A 14388-nucleotide genomic window follows, 5' to 3' on the forward strand; every position below is an offset into this window, starting at 1 on the left:
GCAAACCTGTTAGCGTCACCCGGTTTTTAGAGGACGTTGCGGATGGCGACAGGTTACGTTTTTCACGAACAGCTGATGTGGCATGACACCGGCTCCAGCGCCGACATGATGCCTCCCGGCCGTTTCGTGGAACCCGGCCGGCATCTGGAATCGCCCGGCTCAAAGCGTCGGCTGAACAATTTGATCCAGGTCAGCGGCCTGTCGCGCCACCTCGTGCCGATCATTCCCGAACCGGTTTCGGTCGAGGACCTGCTGCGCGTGCATACTCAACGCCACGTCGACGATATCCGCATGCTCAGCGAACGGGGTTCCGGCTTCGCCGGGCCGCAGGCGCCGATCGGGCTCAACAGTTTCGACATCGCCCTGCTGTCGGCCGGCACCACATATGCCGCCATGCGCGCCGTGCTGACCGGCCGGGTCGACAACGCCTATGCGCTGGCGCGGCCGCCGGGGCACCATGCCGAGCCAGACCAGGCGTTGGGCAATTGCCTGTTCTCCAACATCGGCGTGTCCGTGCGCCGGCTGCAGCATGAAGGGCTGCTTGGCCGCGCTGCGGTGGTCGACTGGGACGTGCATCACGGCAACGGCACAGAGACGGTGTTTTATTCCGACCCATCGGTGCTGACCATTTCCGTGCACCAGGACAATCTCTATCCGACCGGGCGCGGTGCGCTGGCCGACAATGGCAAGGGCGCCGGCGAAGGCTATAACATCAACATCCCGCTGCCGGCGGGCAGCGGCACCGGCGCCTATGAATCGACCTTCGATCGCGTCATCGCCCCTGCCCTGCGCGCCTACAAGCCGGACCTCGTCATCGTCGCTTCCGGCTTCGACGCATCGGGTTTCGACCCGCTCGGTCGCATGATGCTCAACAGCGAATGCTTCCGGCGCCTAGCCGCACGCATGGTGGCGCTGGCCGCCGAGACATCGAACGGACGCCTGATGATGAGCCATGAAGGCGGCTATTCCGAAGGTTACGTACCGTTCTGCGGCCATGCCGTCATCGAGACGCTAGCCAATCATCGTACCGAAGTGGTCGACCCGCTGTCGGACCATATCGACGAATGGGCAGGGCAGGAATTGCAGCCGCACCAGGCTGGTGTGATCGATGCCGCCGAAGGCCTGCTTGCCGGCCTGCGCCAACGCCTGGCCAGTGCGGCCTGACGCGATGGATTTTGTCGTCACCACGCTTCTCAACGCGCTGACGCTGATCAGCATCCTGATGCTTGTGGGGCTCGGCCTGGCGATCAGCTTCGGCCTGATGAACGTGACCAACCTCGCGCATGGCGAGTTCGTCACCGTCGGCGCCTTCGCGGTCTATTTCGTCCAGAGCATCGGCGGCTCGTTCTGGCTGGGGCTGGCCGCCGCACCGATCGCCGGCGCGGTGGTCGGCTGCATCCTCGAGTTCGCCATCATCCGCCATCTCTATTCGCGGCCGGTCTCGACCGTGCTCGCCACCTGGGGCGTCAGCCTGATCCTGCAACAAGGGCTGGAACTGACCTTCGGTCTCGGCGCCAAGCCGGTGACGCCGCCGATCGAAGGCACGCTCGATCTCTTCTTCACCGTCTATCCGGCCTACCGGCTGATCCTGATCACTATTGCCGCGCTGACGCTGCTTGGAGTCGTCCTGCTGATCAGCCGGACATCGTTCGGCCTCGACATCCGCACCGTCATCCAGAACCGCGAGATGGCCGAGGGCGTCGGCATCAACACGCGGCGCACCTATGCCATCGCCTTCACCTTCGGTGCCGCCATTGCCGGACTGGCAGGAGGACTGGTCGCGCCGCTGGCGATCGTGCTGCCGCAGATGGGAGTGAACTATCTCGCCAACGCCTTCTTCGTCGTCATCGTCGGCGGCGTCGGTTCGATCGGCGGCCTTGTCGCCGGAAGCGTCTTCGTCGGCGGCCTGACGAGTGTCCTGAACTACCAGATATCGCCATCGCTGGCGCAAGCGATCGTGCTGCTCGCGGCCATCGTCGCCGTGCGGCTGCGGCCCAACGGCCTGTTCAACGGGGCATCGCGATGATCGCCCGGGACCGCAACTGGCTGCTGATCTTCGCCGTCTGCGTGGCGCTCGCCATCGTCTATCCGCTCATTGCCGATGGCTATCAGCTGACGGTGATCCGCGACGCACTGATCTTCGGCCTGTTCGCGGCGAGCCTCGACTTCTTCTGGGGTCGCACCGGCATTCTGTGTTTCGGCCACGCCGCCTTTTTCGGCATTGGCGGCTACATCATGGCGCTGGTCACGCTCAATGACGCGATCCCCTTCGCTAGTCTGCTTGGTATCATGGGCGCGGTGGCCGGCGCGGCCTTCGTCGCCGCCATCATCGGCTATTTCCTGTTCTTCGGCGGCATCCGTGGCAGCTATTTCACCATCGTCACGCTGGCCATGGGCGTCATCTGCCAGCAGGCCGCGGTCTCCTGGAGCTCGGTCACCGGCGGCGACAGCGGTTTGATCGGCATCCCGCCGATCGAGTTCGATATAGGCGGGCTGCATGTCGATCTCAGCCAGGACCTGCCCTCCTACATCTTCGTCGCAGCCATCGTCGCGGTGGCCGTGCTCACCCTGTGGTCGATCAGCCGCGGGCGCTGGGGCACGGTGCTCACCGCCATCCAGGACAATGAAGTCCGGGCCGCTGCGCTGGGCCACAACGCGCCCTTGCGGCTGCTCGTCACCTTCGTCCTGTCGGCGGCCATCGCCGGACTTGCCGGCGCCCTCTATGTCTGCATGGCGGGGCTGGTGGCGCCGGACCTTTCGGGGCTGCTTTTGTCGACGGAAGTCATCGTCTGGGTTGCGGTCGGCGGGCGCGGCACGCTGCTCGGTCCGGTGCTCGGTGCCATCTTCATCCAGCGGGCGCAACAGACGATCAGCAGCTTCAACCCGAGCCTGTGGCCGCTGCTGCTTGGCTGTGTCTTCGTCGTCATCGTCTTCGTCTTGCCGGACGGCATCCTGTCGATCTACGCGCGGCTGAAGGTCCTGTTCAAAGGCCGGAGGCGCGCGCAATGAGCGATGTCCTGCTCCAGGCCGAAAATGTCGGCATCCGCTTTGGCGGCCTGCAGGCGCTGGAAGCGCTTGATCTCACCGTGCGCGACAAGGAGCTTTGCTGCATCATCGGGCCGAATGGCGCCGGCAAGAGCACCTTCCTCAACGTGCTGACCGGTACGCTGCGCCCGACCAGCGGCAGTGTGCGCTTCCTCGGCCGCGATATCGCCGGCCTGCCGCTGCACCGCATCGCCCGGCTCGGCATCGCCCGCAAGTTCCAGATCCCGTCGGTCTTCCCCAGCCTGTCGGTTGAGGACAATCTGAAGGTCGCGCGGTGGGGGGCGCCCTCACCTGTCCGCCCGGTCGCTGAATTGCTGGAACTGGTCGCGCTCGGCAATCGAGCCGCCACGCTGGCCGGCGAACTCGCGCACGGCCAGAAGCAATGGCTGGAGATCGGCATGGCGCTGGCGATCGAGCCAAGGCTGCTGCTGCTCGACGAGCCGACCGCCGGCATGACGCCGCAGGAGACGCTGGCGACGGCCGAGATGCTGCTGCGGCTCAAGGGCGAATTCTCGATCGTCGCGGTCGAACATGACATCCGCTTCGTGCGAGCGCTGAACTGCGAAACGCTGGTGCTGCATCAGGGGCGCCGGCTGCGCAGAGGTCCTTTCCATGACATCGAGACCGACGAGATGGTCCGCGACGTCTATCTGGGGAGGCGCTGACCATGCTGCGGACAATGGCGATCTCGGCCGGCTACGGCCTGCTCCCGGTGTTGAACGGCATCGACCTCAGCGTCGCGCCGGGCGAGGTCGTCGGCCTGCTCGGCCGCAACGGCGCCGGCAAGACGACGCTGCTGCGCGTCATCGCCGGAGCCTTGCGGGCGAGCGGCGGCGCCATGCTTCTCGGCGACCAGGACCTCACCAATGCGCCGGCCTTCCGCCGCGCGCGGGCCGGCATCGCGCATGTCCCGCAGGGACGCGGCATCTTCAACCAGCTGACCGTGCGGCAAAACCTGGACGTCGGCACACGCGCCGCCAAGGGGCGCGGCGACGGCGGCATTCCGGCCGATATCTTCGGCTATTTCCCGATCCTGCGTGAACGCGAAGCGCAGGTTGCCGGCACACTCTCCGGTGGCCAGCAGCAGTTGCTGGCGATCGGCCGCGCGCTGTGCGGCTTGCCGTCGGTGCTGCTGCTCGACGAACCCTCGGAAGGCATCCAGCCGAACATCGTGCAGTCGATTGCCGAGCTGGTGCCGCGCATCGCGCGCGAGCGCGGCATCGCGATCGTTCTTGTCGAGCAGAATCTCGATCTCGTTCTCAAGGCGGCGGACCGCTGCCTGGTGATGGAAAAAGGCAGGATCGTGCATGAAGGCGCGCCGGAGGCGTTCGCCGACGAGACACTGCTCAAGGATCTGTTGGCTCTATAGGCGCGCTTAAAGCGCGCCCGGGATTTGTTGGCTTTGTAGGGCGTGCATGGGGCGCGCCTGGACTGGAAGGGAACACAAAAATGATAAGCAGAAGAACTGTTCTGAAATCGGGCGGCGCCGCGGCCGCCTTCGCCATGGTCGGCGCACCGTCGATCCTGCGCGCCGCCGACACCGTCAAGGTCGGCCTATCGATCCCCATCACCGGATTGCAGGCGATCCTCGGCGAGACGCTGCTCAATTGCTACAAGCTGGCGGCTGCCGAACTCAACGCCGCCAATGGCATTGGCGGCCGCCAGGTCGAATTGTTCATCGAGGACAACCAGACCACGACCAAGGGCGCGATCGACAAGGCACGCAAGCTCCTCAACGAAGACAAGGTCGACGTGATCATGGGCACCATCATCTCGCCCGAGCGCAGTGCGACGCTGTCCGTCACCTCGAAAGCCAAGAAGCTGTTCTTCTACCCGACCAACTTCGAAGGCGGCGAATGCAACCGCTACTTCGTCGCCACCGGCCCTATCCCGATGCAGCAGGTAGACCCGATGATGCCCTGGGTGGCCGAGAACCTCGGCAAGACGATCTATGTCATGGCCTCCGACTATGCCTGGCCGCAGAAGATGACCGAGGCGATCACCGCAGCCTACGAGAAGGCCGGCGGCAAGATCATCGGCGCCGATTACTATCCGTTCGGCACCACCGACTTCGGCCCGGCCTTCCAGAAGATCAAGTCGCTGAAGCCCGATGTCGTCTGGTCGATGGTGGTCGGCAACGACGCCGTCACCCAGCTCAAGCAGTATCGCAGCTTCGACATCAAGCAGCCGCTGATCGCGCCGCTCGACGAGGTCTTCAACAAGGATGCGCTGCCGCCCGGCGTGGCGGCCGGCACTTACGCGCCGCAGCCCTACTGGATGGCGCTCGACAATCCGGTCAACAAGAAGTTCATCTCGAGCTTCCGCGAAAAGTTCGGCCAGGAGAAGATGGTCAACGGCATCGGCGAGGCCGGCTACAACGGCCTGCACCTCTACGCGCTGGCCGCCGAAAAGGCCGGATCGCTGAAGGACGACGATGTGCTGGCGGCATTGCCATCGATCGAGTTCGACGCACCGCAAGGCAAGATCCGCGTCGACGCCACCAACAACCACACGCTCTGCCATTCCTATGTCGGCAAGGCGGCGGCAGATGGCATCGGCTATGAGATCGTCAAGGATTTCGGCGTCATCGCACCGGTGACGCCTTACTGCAAACTGTAGCGAACTAGCTGCGCGGCTCAGGCACTGCAAGGTGGCCTGAGCCGCACGGAGGTCCGACGGCGACGCCTGCGATCAGGCCATCGATTTCGGCAAAGCGGCCGCCAGGGCATCGACGGCCAGCCGTACCTTCAACGGCAGATGCGGCGTCTGCAGCCAAAGCGCGTGACAGTCGTAGAGATATCGCGGCTGATCCGGCAGCAGCGCCACCAGGGCGCCGGCCTGAATGCGCTCGCGCACCAGCCAATAGGGCAACCAGGCAAGGCCCATGCCTTCAGCAGCGGCATCGGCGATGGCATCGAGATCGTCGAGCCGCAGACGGCCGGTCGGCATGATCTCCTGCGTGGCTTGCCCCTCGCGCACGAATAGCCAAGGCTGAACGACCTGGCCGAGCCGGCGGTAGACAATGGCCTGATGGTCGGCGAGATCCTCGATCCGCAGCGGTTCGGCGTGGCGTTGGAGATAGGCGGGTGCTGCGCAGACGACCATGCCCTGGCGCGCGACACGACGCGCGATCACCCCTGCCTTGTCGTCCAGGGCGCCGGTGCGGATGGCGAGATCGAAGCCGTCCTCGGCAAGGTCGGCGAAGCGGTCGCTGAGGGACAGGTCGAGTTCCAGCATCGGATATTGCCGCGCCAGCCGCAGCAATATGGGTGTCACGCAGTGGCGGCCGAAATGCGCCGGCATGGTGACGCGCAGTTTGCCTCGCGGTTCGGAAAACTCGTCGGCGGCGAGCGCATCGGCGGCTTCGGCCTCGGCCAGCACGACCCGGCAGCGTTCATAATAGGCGCGTCCGAAGTCGGTCAGGCTCTGCCGGCGCGTGGTCCGGTTGAGCAGCCGCACGCCCAGCCGTTCCTCGAGAAACCGGACATGCTTGCCGACCATCGGCCCGGACAGATCGAGCGCGACCGCCGCGGCAGCGAACGAGCCGAGGTCGACCGCCTTGACGAACACGGCCATGCTCTCAAGCCGATCCATATTCAGAACTCCTGGTTTCTACTGTTCTACCTTTATAGCCATTAATCGCCGAGAATCTTGCCTGCATAGCTCATTCGGTTCAGATAATTTGGAGTAACCCGAATGGCTCGTCTTGTTCGCTTCCACCAGCATGGTGGTCCCGAGGTCCTGCGCATCGAGGATGTCGAGCTTCCCGGACCGGGGCCGGGCGAAGTTCAAATCCGCGTCAAGGCGCTCGGCCTCAACCGCGCCGAGGCGCTGCTGCGCGCGGGTGCCTATATCGAAACGCCGACGCTGCCCTCCGGACTTGGTCTTGAGGCTGCGGGCATAATCGAGGCGGTAGGCGAAGGTGTGAAGGATTTTGCGCCGGGCGACAGCGTCAGCATCATCCCGCCGCAGTCGATGATCCGCTGGCCCGCCTATGGCGAGCTTGCCACCTATCCTGCCGGGCTCGTCGTCAAGCACCCGCCCTCGCTCGACTGGCCAATGGCGGCGGCGGTCTGGATGCAATACCTCACCGCCTATGGCGCGCTGATCGATATCGCCAGGCTGCACAGCGGAGATTTCGTTGTCGTCACCGCGGCATCGAGCAGTGTCGGGCTTGCAGCGATCCAGATCGCCAACAGGGTTGGAGCGACCGCGATTGCGGTGACGCGAACATCGGCCAAGAAGCAGGCCCTGCTCGATGCCGGTGCGGCCTATGTCGTGGCGGCGAAGGAGGAGGATCTGGCCGCACGGCTCGGTGAGATCGCCGGGCCGCAAGGCGTGCGCGTCGTGTTCGATGCGATCGGTGGCCCGATCTTCGAGCCGCTGACGGCGGCGATGACGCGGGGTGGCATGCTCATCGAATATGGTGGCCTCAGCCTGGAGCCAACGCCGTTCCCGTTGTTCGCCGTACTGGCCAAGACGCTGACGCTGCGCGGCTATCTCGTCCATGAGATCACTGGCGACCCAGCGAAGCTGGAAGCGGCCAAAGCGTTCATCCTCGAGGGCCTGGAGACCGGCGCGCTGAGGCCGATCATCGACAGAACTTTCCCGTTCGAGCAGGTCGTCGAGGCGCATCGCTTTCTGGAATCGAACCGGCAGTTCGGAAAGATTGTGGTGACGGTTTGAGCAACAATCCCTTGAAGGCGCGCATCTGCATTCCTAATTGCCTTGTGCGGGCCGGGCCCCTCTGACTGTCGCTTGTTTGGCGATTGTGATGTCGGACCGCTGTAACGGGCCCGTTTCCATTCTTTTCGGTCAAGCGGGCTCATTCTTTTTTGGTTTGGAGCCCCTCATGACATCTTCCCTCCTTGGTTTGGTTTGCCCCTCCTGCCGCGTCGCGCTCGTGATGAGCGAACGCCAGGGGATCGAGATCGATTATTGTCCGCAGTGCCGCGGCGTCTGGCTTGATCGCGGCGAACTCGACAAGATCATCGAGCGTTCCGGCAGGGACGCTGCGCCTGTGCAACAGCCACAGCCGGCAGCATTCGCCCAGCCGCAACATGGCCAAGGGCGCGATGACGATTATTCCCGCTCGCAGGGCCAGCGCTATCCAAAGCGGAAGAAATCATTCTTCGAAGAGTTGTTCGATTGACCGCATGAGGCCCGGCATCCGGGCCGGCGTTTGCTGAAAATTTCCGAAACCACATCGACAAAAAGGCCAACCCCCGATGATTTCTCGCTCAAGCCGATTTGCCGCCCTGTTTGCAGGGCTGGTCCTTGCATTCTCCATGGTCGCGATGGAGCATGCCGAGGCTCGTCGCGGCGGCAGTTTCGGCAGTCGTGGCACGCGTACGTTCCAATCGGCACCGCCGACCAGAACGGCACCAGCGCCGACCGCTCCGGTCGAGCGCTCCATGACGCCCAACCCAGGCGTGAACGCTCCGGTCCGGCAGCCGCAGGCCGGCCTACAGAGGCCCGGCTTCATGAGCGGCTTCGGTGGAACGATGATGCGCGGCCTGCTGCTCGGCGGCCTGATCGGCCTGCTCGTCGGCCAAGGCTTCGGCGGCTTGGCCGGCATGTTCGGTTTCCTGCTTCAGGCCCTGCTTATAGGTGGCGCAATCATGCTGGCCATTCGCTTCTTCCGGTCGCAATCCGCGCGTGGCCCTGCCTCGGCACTGGCCGGTGCAGGCACTGCCCAATCTTCCAGTGCCCAAGCTTCCAATGCCCAGGCTTCGAGATTTGAGAACCGCGCAACGGCACAGCAGCAGGCGGACACTGCTCGCTCCTTCTCAATTCCCGGCTTTGGCGGCGGTTCGGGTGGAGGCTCTCCAGCCACCGGTTCCGAGGAGATTACGCTGGCTCAGACCGACCTCGACGCATTCCAGCAGCTGTTGACTGACGTCCAGGAAGCATTCGGGCGCGAAGACCATGCCGCGCTGCGCCGGGCGACGACCCCCGAGATGGTGTCCTATCTGTCGGAAGAGTTGGCCGACAATGCCCAGAAAGGTCTCAGGAACGACGTATCGGACATCACTTTGCTGCAGGCCGACATCGCGGAAAGCTGGCGCGAGGATGACCGTGACTACGCCACGGCCGCATTGCGCTACGAGTCTCGCGACGTGATGCGCGAACGGGCCAGCGGCAAGGTCGTCGAGGGCGACGATGAACATCCGACAGAGACGACGGAGCTGTGGACATTCATGCGGGAGAACGGCTCGAACTGGAAGCTCTCGGCAATCCAACAGGCTTGAGCCCCGGCCAGTTTTGTTCCGAGGCCTCGACAGTAGTTGCGGGCGTTCAGCGCACGTTCTTGACGCACATCGGCGTGCCGATCTCGATGGCCAGTCCGGTGCCGGTAAACATGCCGCTGTCGGTGTCGCGCCTTGAAATTACGGCGCCTCACGATTCAACCGATAGATACCAGACAGGCATTCCGCATTGTTTCCTCCCCTGCGCGCCAGCTTCGGCGCGCGGGAACGGCCAAGATTTCGCCTGTTCACGCTTGCAACGTAATCCCATATGTGAAAATACTATTTACAAAAGAAGATCGACCGGAGGAAACGTCGTGCTTTCAGGCGCTTTGATGCGTGCTCCAGCACCTGTGCGGTGCCCGCCACAGGGCTGGCGGAGCCGACCATGAACGGTTTCGCGCCCACCGTCGGCGTCGCCTCGACGCACCCCGCCAACATGCCTGAGGAGCACGCCGCCCTGCCGGTTTGGAACGCCGAAAACTGGTTCTATGAGGACTGGCCGGTGGGCCAGAAAATCCGCTCGTTGCGGCGCACCATGGCGGAAGGCGACAGCCACCTGTTCAACACCCTAGTGCTCGACATCCACCCCTATGTGCAGGACCAGATGTTTGCCGAGACGGAAGGCATTTTCGGCAAGCGGCTGATCGCCGGTGCTTTCGTGTTCTCGGCTGGCCTCGGGCTGGTCGCCACCAATTGCATCAACGCCTTTTCCTATGGCTACGACAAGCTCCGCTTCATAAAGCCTGTCTTCATTGGCGATACGATTTATTCGATCCGCTCCTACCTCGACAAGAAGCCGCGCTACAAGGAGATGGGGCTGATCCGCGCCAGCTACGAGGTGTTCAAGGGCGAAGGCGAACTCGTTCTCTACTGCGAGCATCTGCAGACGGTGAAGTACCGCAACCCGGCCGACTTTGTCGGCAAGACGGAGAAATAGCGATGCCGGCTGCAGCCGAATTGCCGCTTGCCGGTCTCGTCGTCGTCGACATGAGCCAATTCCTGTCCGGGCCCTACTGCTCGCTCAGGCTGCTCGACCTCGGCGCCCGCGTCATCAAGATCGAGCGTCCGGATGGCGGCGACCTGTCGCGCCGGCTCTACCTCAGCGACACCGAGATCGGCGGCGATTCCACCATCTTCCATGCCATCAACCGGGCCAAGGAAAGTTTTGCTATCGACCTCAAGAACGAGGCCGACCTCAAGACGCTGCGCGGCCTGCTGGCCAAGGCCGATGTGCTGATCCAGAATTTCCGGCCGGGCGTCATCGAGCGGCTCGGCTTCGACTACGAGGCCGTCCGCAAGATCAACCCGCGCCTGGTCTACGCCTCGATCAGCGGCTATGGCGAGGATGGCCCCTGGGTCAAGCGGCCGGGCCAGGATCTGTTGGCGCAGTCGCGCTCCGGCGTGATGTGGCTGAACGGCGACGAGGACCAGGGCCCGGTGCCATTCGGGCTCGCCATCGGCGACATGCTGGCCGGTGCCGCCTGCGCGCAGGGCATCCTGGCGGCGCTGGTGCGGCGCGGCATCACCGGCCAGGGAAGCCATATCGAAACCAGCCTGCTGGAAGCGCTGGTCGATTTCCAGTTCGAGGTGCTGACCACGCATCTCAATGACGGCCGTCGCTTGCCCCGACGCTCCAGCTTCCGCAGCGCGCATGCCTATCTTTCTGCGCCTTACGGCGTTTACCCCGCCAAGGACGGTTATCTCGCCATCGCCATGACGCCGATCCCCAAGCTGGCCGATCTGCTGTCTCTTGGCGAACTGGCGCCCTATCGTGACAAGCCGGCATCGTGGTTCACCGCGCGCGACGACATCAAGGCGATCATCGCGCAAAGGATCGCCACCAAGGCCATCGACGAATGGCTTGATATCCTGGAGCCGGCCGACATCTGGTGCGCCAAGGTGCTGACCTGGCCGGAGATGCTGGCAAGCGAAGGGTTCCAGTCGCTCGACATGCTTCAGACGGTGACGCGCGAGGACGACGTCTCGATCCTCACCACCAGTTCGCCGCTCAGGGTCGACGGTGTCAGATCCAAGGTCGACCGGGCGGCACCGCGCATCGGCGAGCACAGTGCTGCAATCCGCGATGAGTTCGGGCTGTGAGCGAGCCCACGCCCGTGCCCGCCCTCAGGGGCATGACCTGGAGCCATCCGCGCGGCTACGATCCGATGGTCGCCTGCTCGTCGCTATGGAAGCAGAAGACCGGCATTGCAATCGAATGGGACAAGCGCTCGCTGCAGGATTTCGAGTCCTTCCCCGTCGAGGAACTGGCGCGGGCCTATGACCTCATCGTCATCGACCATCCGCATGTCGGCCAGATCACGGCGGAGCGCTGCCTTGAGCCGCTCGATGTCACCGGCCGCGAGGCGGAGTGCGCAGCCCTTGCCTCGGGCAGCGTCGGAAAATCCTATCCGAGCTACAACTGGCAGGGACGGCAGTGGGCTTTCCCAATCGATGCGGCAACACAGGTCCAGGCCTGGCGGCCGGATGCGCTCGATGCACCGCCATCGCGTTGGAGCGAGGTGCTCGACCTCGCCCGGCAAGGCCGCGTGCTGTTGCCGCTGCGCCCACCCCACTCGCTGATGGTGTTCTACACGCTCGCCGGCAATCTCGGCCATGCCTGCACGACCGATCCCTCCCGCGATCTCATCGACATCGAGGCCGGCAGCGACGTCTTCGAGGCTATGCGCGAGATCGCGGCACTGGTCGATCCGGCCTGCTTTGACATGGATCCGATCGCCGCCTCGGAGCGCATGGCAGAGGTCGATTCCCGGATCGTCTGCGCGCCGCTGATCTATGGTTACGTCTCCTATGCGATGGCGGGGTTCCGCGCGCACCGCCTGGCCTTCGCCGATATCCCGGTCATCGGCGCCGGCGGTCCCATCGGTTCGGCGCTTGGCGGCACCGGCATAGCGGTTTCAGCCTTTTCCAAGGCAAAGGATGCCGCGATCGACTTCGCCTACTGGGTCGCCAGTGGCGATGTCCAGCGCGGTGCCTATGGCGCCGCGGGCGGCCAGCCCGGCCATGCCGCGGCGTGGGAAGATCAGAAGGTCAACGCCGCCACCGGCAACTTTTATCGCGATACGCGCGTGACGCTGGAAGGTTCGTGGGTTCGGCCGCGCCATGACGGTTACATGGCGTTCCAGCAGGCGGCGTCCGACTGCATCGTCGTCGGCCTGACTTCCAGGCACCGGGCCGGCCAGGTCGTTGCCGATCTCAATCGCCTGTTCCGGGAAAGTGTTCCGGCGTAGGTGTCCGGAGCGTGAACGAACCGTTTCACGGAAACGGCGAGCCGCTCTAACTCTTTGTTTTGACGCAATTCCGGACGGAAAACCGTTTCACACTTTTCCTGGAATTGCTCTAATCGAGCCGCCACAGCTTGCGGGCATTCGCGAACAAGAGCCGGTCGCGTTCATCGAGGCTGCAACCTGACAGCAGCGCATGGGTCGCCGCCACCCAGGTCGAGAGGCCGCCGCCAAGCGTGCAGACCGGCCAGTCGCTGCCCCAGACAACGCGGCCCCAGCCGAACGCATCGATGGTGTGTTCGACATAAGGCCGCAGCGTCCCGGCCGTCCAGCTGCCGGGATCGGCATAGGCGACGACACCGGAAATCTTGGCCATGACATTCGGGCGGCGCGCGATCTCGCTCATGTGTTCGCGCCATGGATGTTCGCCATTGCCCTTGATATCGGGGACGCCGCAATGATCGAGCACGAACTGGACATCGGGCGCCAGGTCGGCAAGCGCGATCGCCTTGGGAATCTGGTGCGGCAGCACGACCAGATCGAAGGTCAGACCGGTGCCGCCAAGTCGCCTGATGTTGTCGCGAAACAGCGCGCCGTCCGATAGATCGTCGGGCACGACATGGAGGACGCGGCGGAAACCCTTGACGAAGGGATTTGCCCGCTGCCGCTCGAGATAGGCTGCAAAATCTGCTTGTTCCGGCCGGCAGGACGCGATCGCACCGGCCAGCATGCTGCCGGGCTGCCGCGACAGCCTTTCGACACGAGTGGTCTCGGCCTCGATGTCCGCCGGATCGACGTCGACCTCCATATGCAGCACGCGCCCGACGCCGACGCGGTGGGCCTCCACGGCGTATTCCTCATAGGAAAAATCGCGGTCGAGCGCCGGCACGCCGGCAAGCCAGGGATAGCGCAGCACCGAACGATCGATGAGATGCAGATGGGTATCGACGATCACTGTAGCTCCTCCTCTTGGGTCGTTAGATCATCTCACGGAGGAATTCTTCATTCAAATAAGAATTCACGACGGCGAGCCGACCGCCGATCCGGCCAGGTGCGACAGCTTTTCGGCCGTGACCAGCAACAGTTCGATGGTCCTGGTGATGTCAGGCGCGGAGGGCGCGTTGACGACGGTGATGTAGGGAATCGACAGTGCCGCGATCGCCTTGCCGTCGGAACTGCGCACCGGGGCCGAGAGGTTGAAGACACCGGCGGTCTGCATCGAGGCCATCATCTCGTAACCACGGTCGCGGATCTGGTCGAGCCTGGCGAAGAATTCGGCCGATTGCGCCGTCTTGTCGGTGCTGCGGACGTGTTCCGAAATCATCATCTGCCGCTCTTCCTGTGAGCGGAAGGCGAGCAACACATGTCCCGAACCGGTGTCGAACAGGCTGATGTGTGAGCCGACGCGGATCGAGATGCCCCAGTAGTTCGGCGCCTCCTGCTGGCCGATCACAACGGCGGAACCTCGATCAAAAACAACGAGTTGGTTGGCCTGCTGCGACGTCTCGGCGAGTTCACGCATCAGCGGCGTAGCGTAGGAAACCAGCCGCCGCACCGGCGCATGCAGTTGCGCCAGGCCAAACAACTTCAGTGTCAGCGAATAGCGGTCGCCATCCAGCCGGGTGACATAGCCGCGCCGCACCAGCCGGTCGAGCATGCGGTAGAATTCGTTGGGGCTGCGGTCGAGTTTCTTGGCGATTTCGGCTTGCGTCAGGCCACCGTCGACGCCGGCCAGCAGTTCGAGGATGTCGAGCCCCTTGTCGAGCGCCGGCGCGCGATAGCGCTCGTCTTCGCTGTCATCCATGGCGCATCCCTCCAGTGAATTCGATTCTTCATATACGCAGGAACGC

At 64.0% G+C, this 14388-nt stretch carries 15 protein-coding genes; 12 read left to right on the forward strand and 3 right to left on the reverse strand.

The genetic code is table 11. The annotated features are described in order from the left end of the window. Positions 1-42: 42 nt before the first annotated feature. The 6 genes from AC07FD_RS04670 to AC07FD_RS04695 all read left to right on the forward strand — a co-directional run bounded on the left by AC07FD_RS04670 (position 43) and on the right by AC07FD_RS04695 (position 5664). Entirely contained in the window at positions 43-1164 is a 1122-nt protein-coding gene (locus tag AC07FD_RS04670; protein WP_478348851.1) for a class II histone deacetylase, read from the forward strand. A 4-nt stretch (positions 1165-1168) separates the two neighbouring features. Next, positions 1169-2026 carry an urea ABC transporter permease subunit UrtB gene (gene urtB / locus AC07FD_RS04675; RefSeq protein WP_477393932.1) on the forward strand — a complete coding sequence of 286 codons (858 nt, stop codon included), beginning with the start codon at positions 1169-1171 and terminating at the stop codon, positions 2024-2026. Continuing rightward, positions 2023-3009: a branched-chain amino acid ABC transporter permease gene (locus AC07FD_RS04680; RefSeq protein ID WP_478348852.1), complete on the forward strand. Its 987-nt coding sequence runs from the start codon at positions 2023-2025 to the stop codon at positions 3007-3009. Before urtB ends, AC07FD_RS04680 begins: the two co-directional genes overlap by 4 nt. Continuing rightward, positions 3006-3710: an ATP-binding cassette domain-containing protein gene (locus tag AC07FD_RS04685; protein WP_478348853.1), complete on the forward strand. Its 705-nt coding sequence runs from the start codon at positions 3006-3008 to the stop codon at positions 3708-3710. Before AC07FD_RS04680 ends, AC07FD_RS04685 begins: the two co-directional genes overlap by 4 nt. A gap of 2 nt (positions 3711-3712) precedes the next feature. Beyond that, positions 3713-4414 carry an ABC transporter ATP-binding protein gene (locus AC07FD_RS04690; RefSeq protein ID WP_478348854.1) on the forward strand — a complete coding sequence of 234 codons (702 nt, stop codon included), beginning with the start codon at positions 3713-3715 and terminating at the stop codon, positions 4412-4414. A gap of 80 nt (positions 4415-4494) precedes the next feature. Beyond that, entirely contained in the window at positions 4495-5664 is a 1170-nt protein-coding gene (locus tag AC07FD_RS04695) for a substrate-binding protein (protein ID WP_477393940.1), read from the forward strand. Between the two features lie 72 nt (positions 5665-5736). On the opposite strand, the gene AC07FD_RS04700 is transcribed toward AC07FD_RS04695, so the two are convergent. After that, positions 5737-6639 carry a LysR family transcriptional regulator gene (locus AC07FD_RS04700; RefSeq protein ID WP_478348855.1) on the reverse strand — a complete coding sequence of 301 codons (903 nt, stop codon included), beginning with the start codon at positions 6637-6639 and terminating at the stop codon, positions 5737-5739. Positions 6640-6741: 102 nt separating this feature from the next. On the opposite strand from AC07FD_RS04700, the gene AC07FD_RS04705 reads away from it, so the two are divergent. The 6 genes from AC07FD_RS04705 (at position 6742) to AC07FD_RS04730 (ending at position 12544) form a co-directional block, all read left to right on the forward strand. Beyond that, the gene (locus tag AC07FD_RS04705; protein WP_478348856.1) at positions 6742-7731 is read left to right on the forward strand and encodes a zinc-dependent alcohol dehydrogenase family protein; all 990 of its coding nucleotides are present in this window, start codon (positions 6742-6744) and stop codon (positions 7729-7731) included. Positions 7732-7897: 166 nt separating this feature from the next. Then, positions 7898-8197 carry a TFIIB-type zinc ribbon-containing protein gene (locus AC07FD_RS04710; RefSeq protein ID WP_478348934.1) on the forward strand — a complete coding sequence of 100 codons (300 nt, stop codon included), beginning with the start codon at positions 7898-7900 and terminating at the stop codon, positions 8195-8197. Positions 8198-8273: 76 nt separating this feature from the next. Then, a complete protein-coding gene (locus tag AC07FD_RS04715) occupies positions 8274-9296 on the forward strand; it encodes a Tim44 domain-containing protein (RefSeq protein WP_478348857.1) in 1023 nt (340 codons plus the stop codon). 385 nt (positions 9297-9681) lie between these two features. Next, positions 9682-10233: a MaoC family dehydratase gene (locus AC07FD_RS04720; RefSeq protein WP_478348858.1), complete on the forward strand. Its 552-nt coding sequence runs from the start codon at positions 9682-9684 to the stop codon at positions 10231-10233. 2 nt (positions 10234-10235) lie between these two features. Next, entirely contained in the window at positions 10236-11396 is a 1161-nt protein-coding gene (locus AC07FD_RS04725) for a CaiB/BaiF CoA transferase family protein (protein ID WP_478348859.1), read from the forward strand. A gap of 32 nt (positions 11397-11428) precedes the next feature. After that, positions 11429-12544 carry an extracellular solute-binding protein gene (locus AC07FD_RS04730; RefSeq protein ID WP_478348935.1) on the forward strand — a complete coding sequence of 372 codons (1116 nt, stop codon included), beginning with the start codon at positions 11429-11431 and terminating at the stop codon, positions 12542-12544. Positions 12545-12653: 109 nt separating this feature from the next. On the opposite strand, the gene AC07FD_RS04735 is transcribed toward AC07FD_RS04730, so the two are convergent. After that, entirely contained in the window at positions 12654-13493 is an 840-nt protein-coding gene (locus AC07FD_RS04735) for an amidohydrolase family protein (RefSeq protein ID WP_478348860.1), read from the reverse strand. A gap of 63 nt (positions 13494-13556) precedes the next feature. Beyond that, positions 13557-14342, reverse strand: a complete 786-nt coding sequence (locus AC07FD_RS04740) for an IclR family transcriptional regulator (RefSeq protein ID WP_478348861.1) — start codon at positions 14340-14342, stop codon at positions 13557-13559. Positions 14343-14388: the final 46 nt, after the last annotated feature.

This window comes from Mesorhizobium waitakense, from assembly GCF_056431085.1.

What these genes read in the sequence shown, in the direction of transcription:
- AC07FD_RS04670 (WP_478348851.1), top strand. Translation starts at nt 43, where the DNA reads ATGGCGACAGGTTACGTTTTTCACGAACAGCTGATGTGGCATGACACC.
- urtB (WP_477393932.1), top strand. Translation starts at nt 1,169, where the DNA reads ATGGATTTTGTCGTCACCACGCTTCTCAACGCGCTGACGCTGATCAGC.
- AC07FD_RS04680 (WP_478348852.1), top strand. Translation starts at nt 2,023, where the DNA reads ATGATCGCCCGGGACCGCAACTGGCTGCTGATCTTCGCCGTCTGCGTG.
- AC07FD_RS04685 (WP_478348853.1), top strand. Translation starts at nt 3,006, where the DNA reads ATGAGCGATGTCCTGCTCCAGGCCGAAAATGTCGGCATCCGCTTTGGC.
- AC07FD_RS04690 (WP_478348854.1), top strand. Translation starts at nt 3,713, where the DNA reads ATGCTGCGGACAATGGCGATCTCGGCCGGCTACGGCCTGCTCCCGGTG.
- AC07FD_RS04695 (WP_477393940.1), top strand. Translation starts at nt 4,495, where the DNA reads ATGATAAGCAGAAGAACTGTTCTGAAATCGGGCGGCGCCGCGGCCGCC.
- AC07FD_RS04700 (WP_478348855.1), bottom strand. Translation starts at nt 6,639, where the DNA reads ATGGATCGGCTTGAGAGCATGGCCGTGTTCGTCAAGGCGGTCGACCTC.
- AC07FD_RS04705 (WP_478348856.1), top strand. Translation starts at nt 6,742, where the DNA reads ATGGCTCGTCTTGTTCGCTTCCACCAGCATGGTGGTCCCGAGGTCCTG.
- AC07FD_RS04710 (WP_478348934.1), top strand. Translation starts at nt 7,898, where the DNA reads ATGACATCTTCCCTCCTTGGTTTGGTTTGCCCCTCCTGCCGCGTCGCG.
- AC07FD_RS04715 (WP_478348857.1), top strand. Translation starts at nt 8,274, where the DNA reads ATGATTTCTCGCTCAAGCCGATTTGCCGCCCTGTTTGCAGGGCTGGTC.
- AC07FD_RS04720 (WP_478348858.1), top strand. Translation starts at nt 9,682, where the DNA reads ATGAACGGTTTCGCGCCCACCGTCGGCGTCGCCTCGACGCACCCCGCC.
- AC07FD_RS04725 (WP_478348859.1), top strand. Translation starts at nt 10,236, where the DNA reads ATGCCGGCTGCAGCCGAATTGCCGCTTGCCGGTCTCGTCGTCGTCGAC.
- AC07FD_RS04730 (WP_478348935.1), top strand. Translation starts at nt 11,429, where the DNA reads ATGACCTGGAGCCATCCGCGCGGCTACGATCCGATGGTCGCCTGCTCG.
- AC07FD_RS04740 (WP_478348861.1), bottom strand. Translation starts at nt 14,342, where the DNA reads ATGGATGACAGCGAAGACGAGCGCTATCGCGCGCCGGCGCTCGACAAG.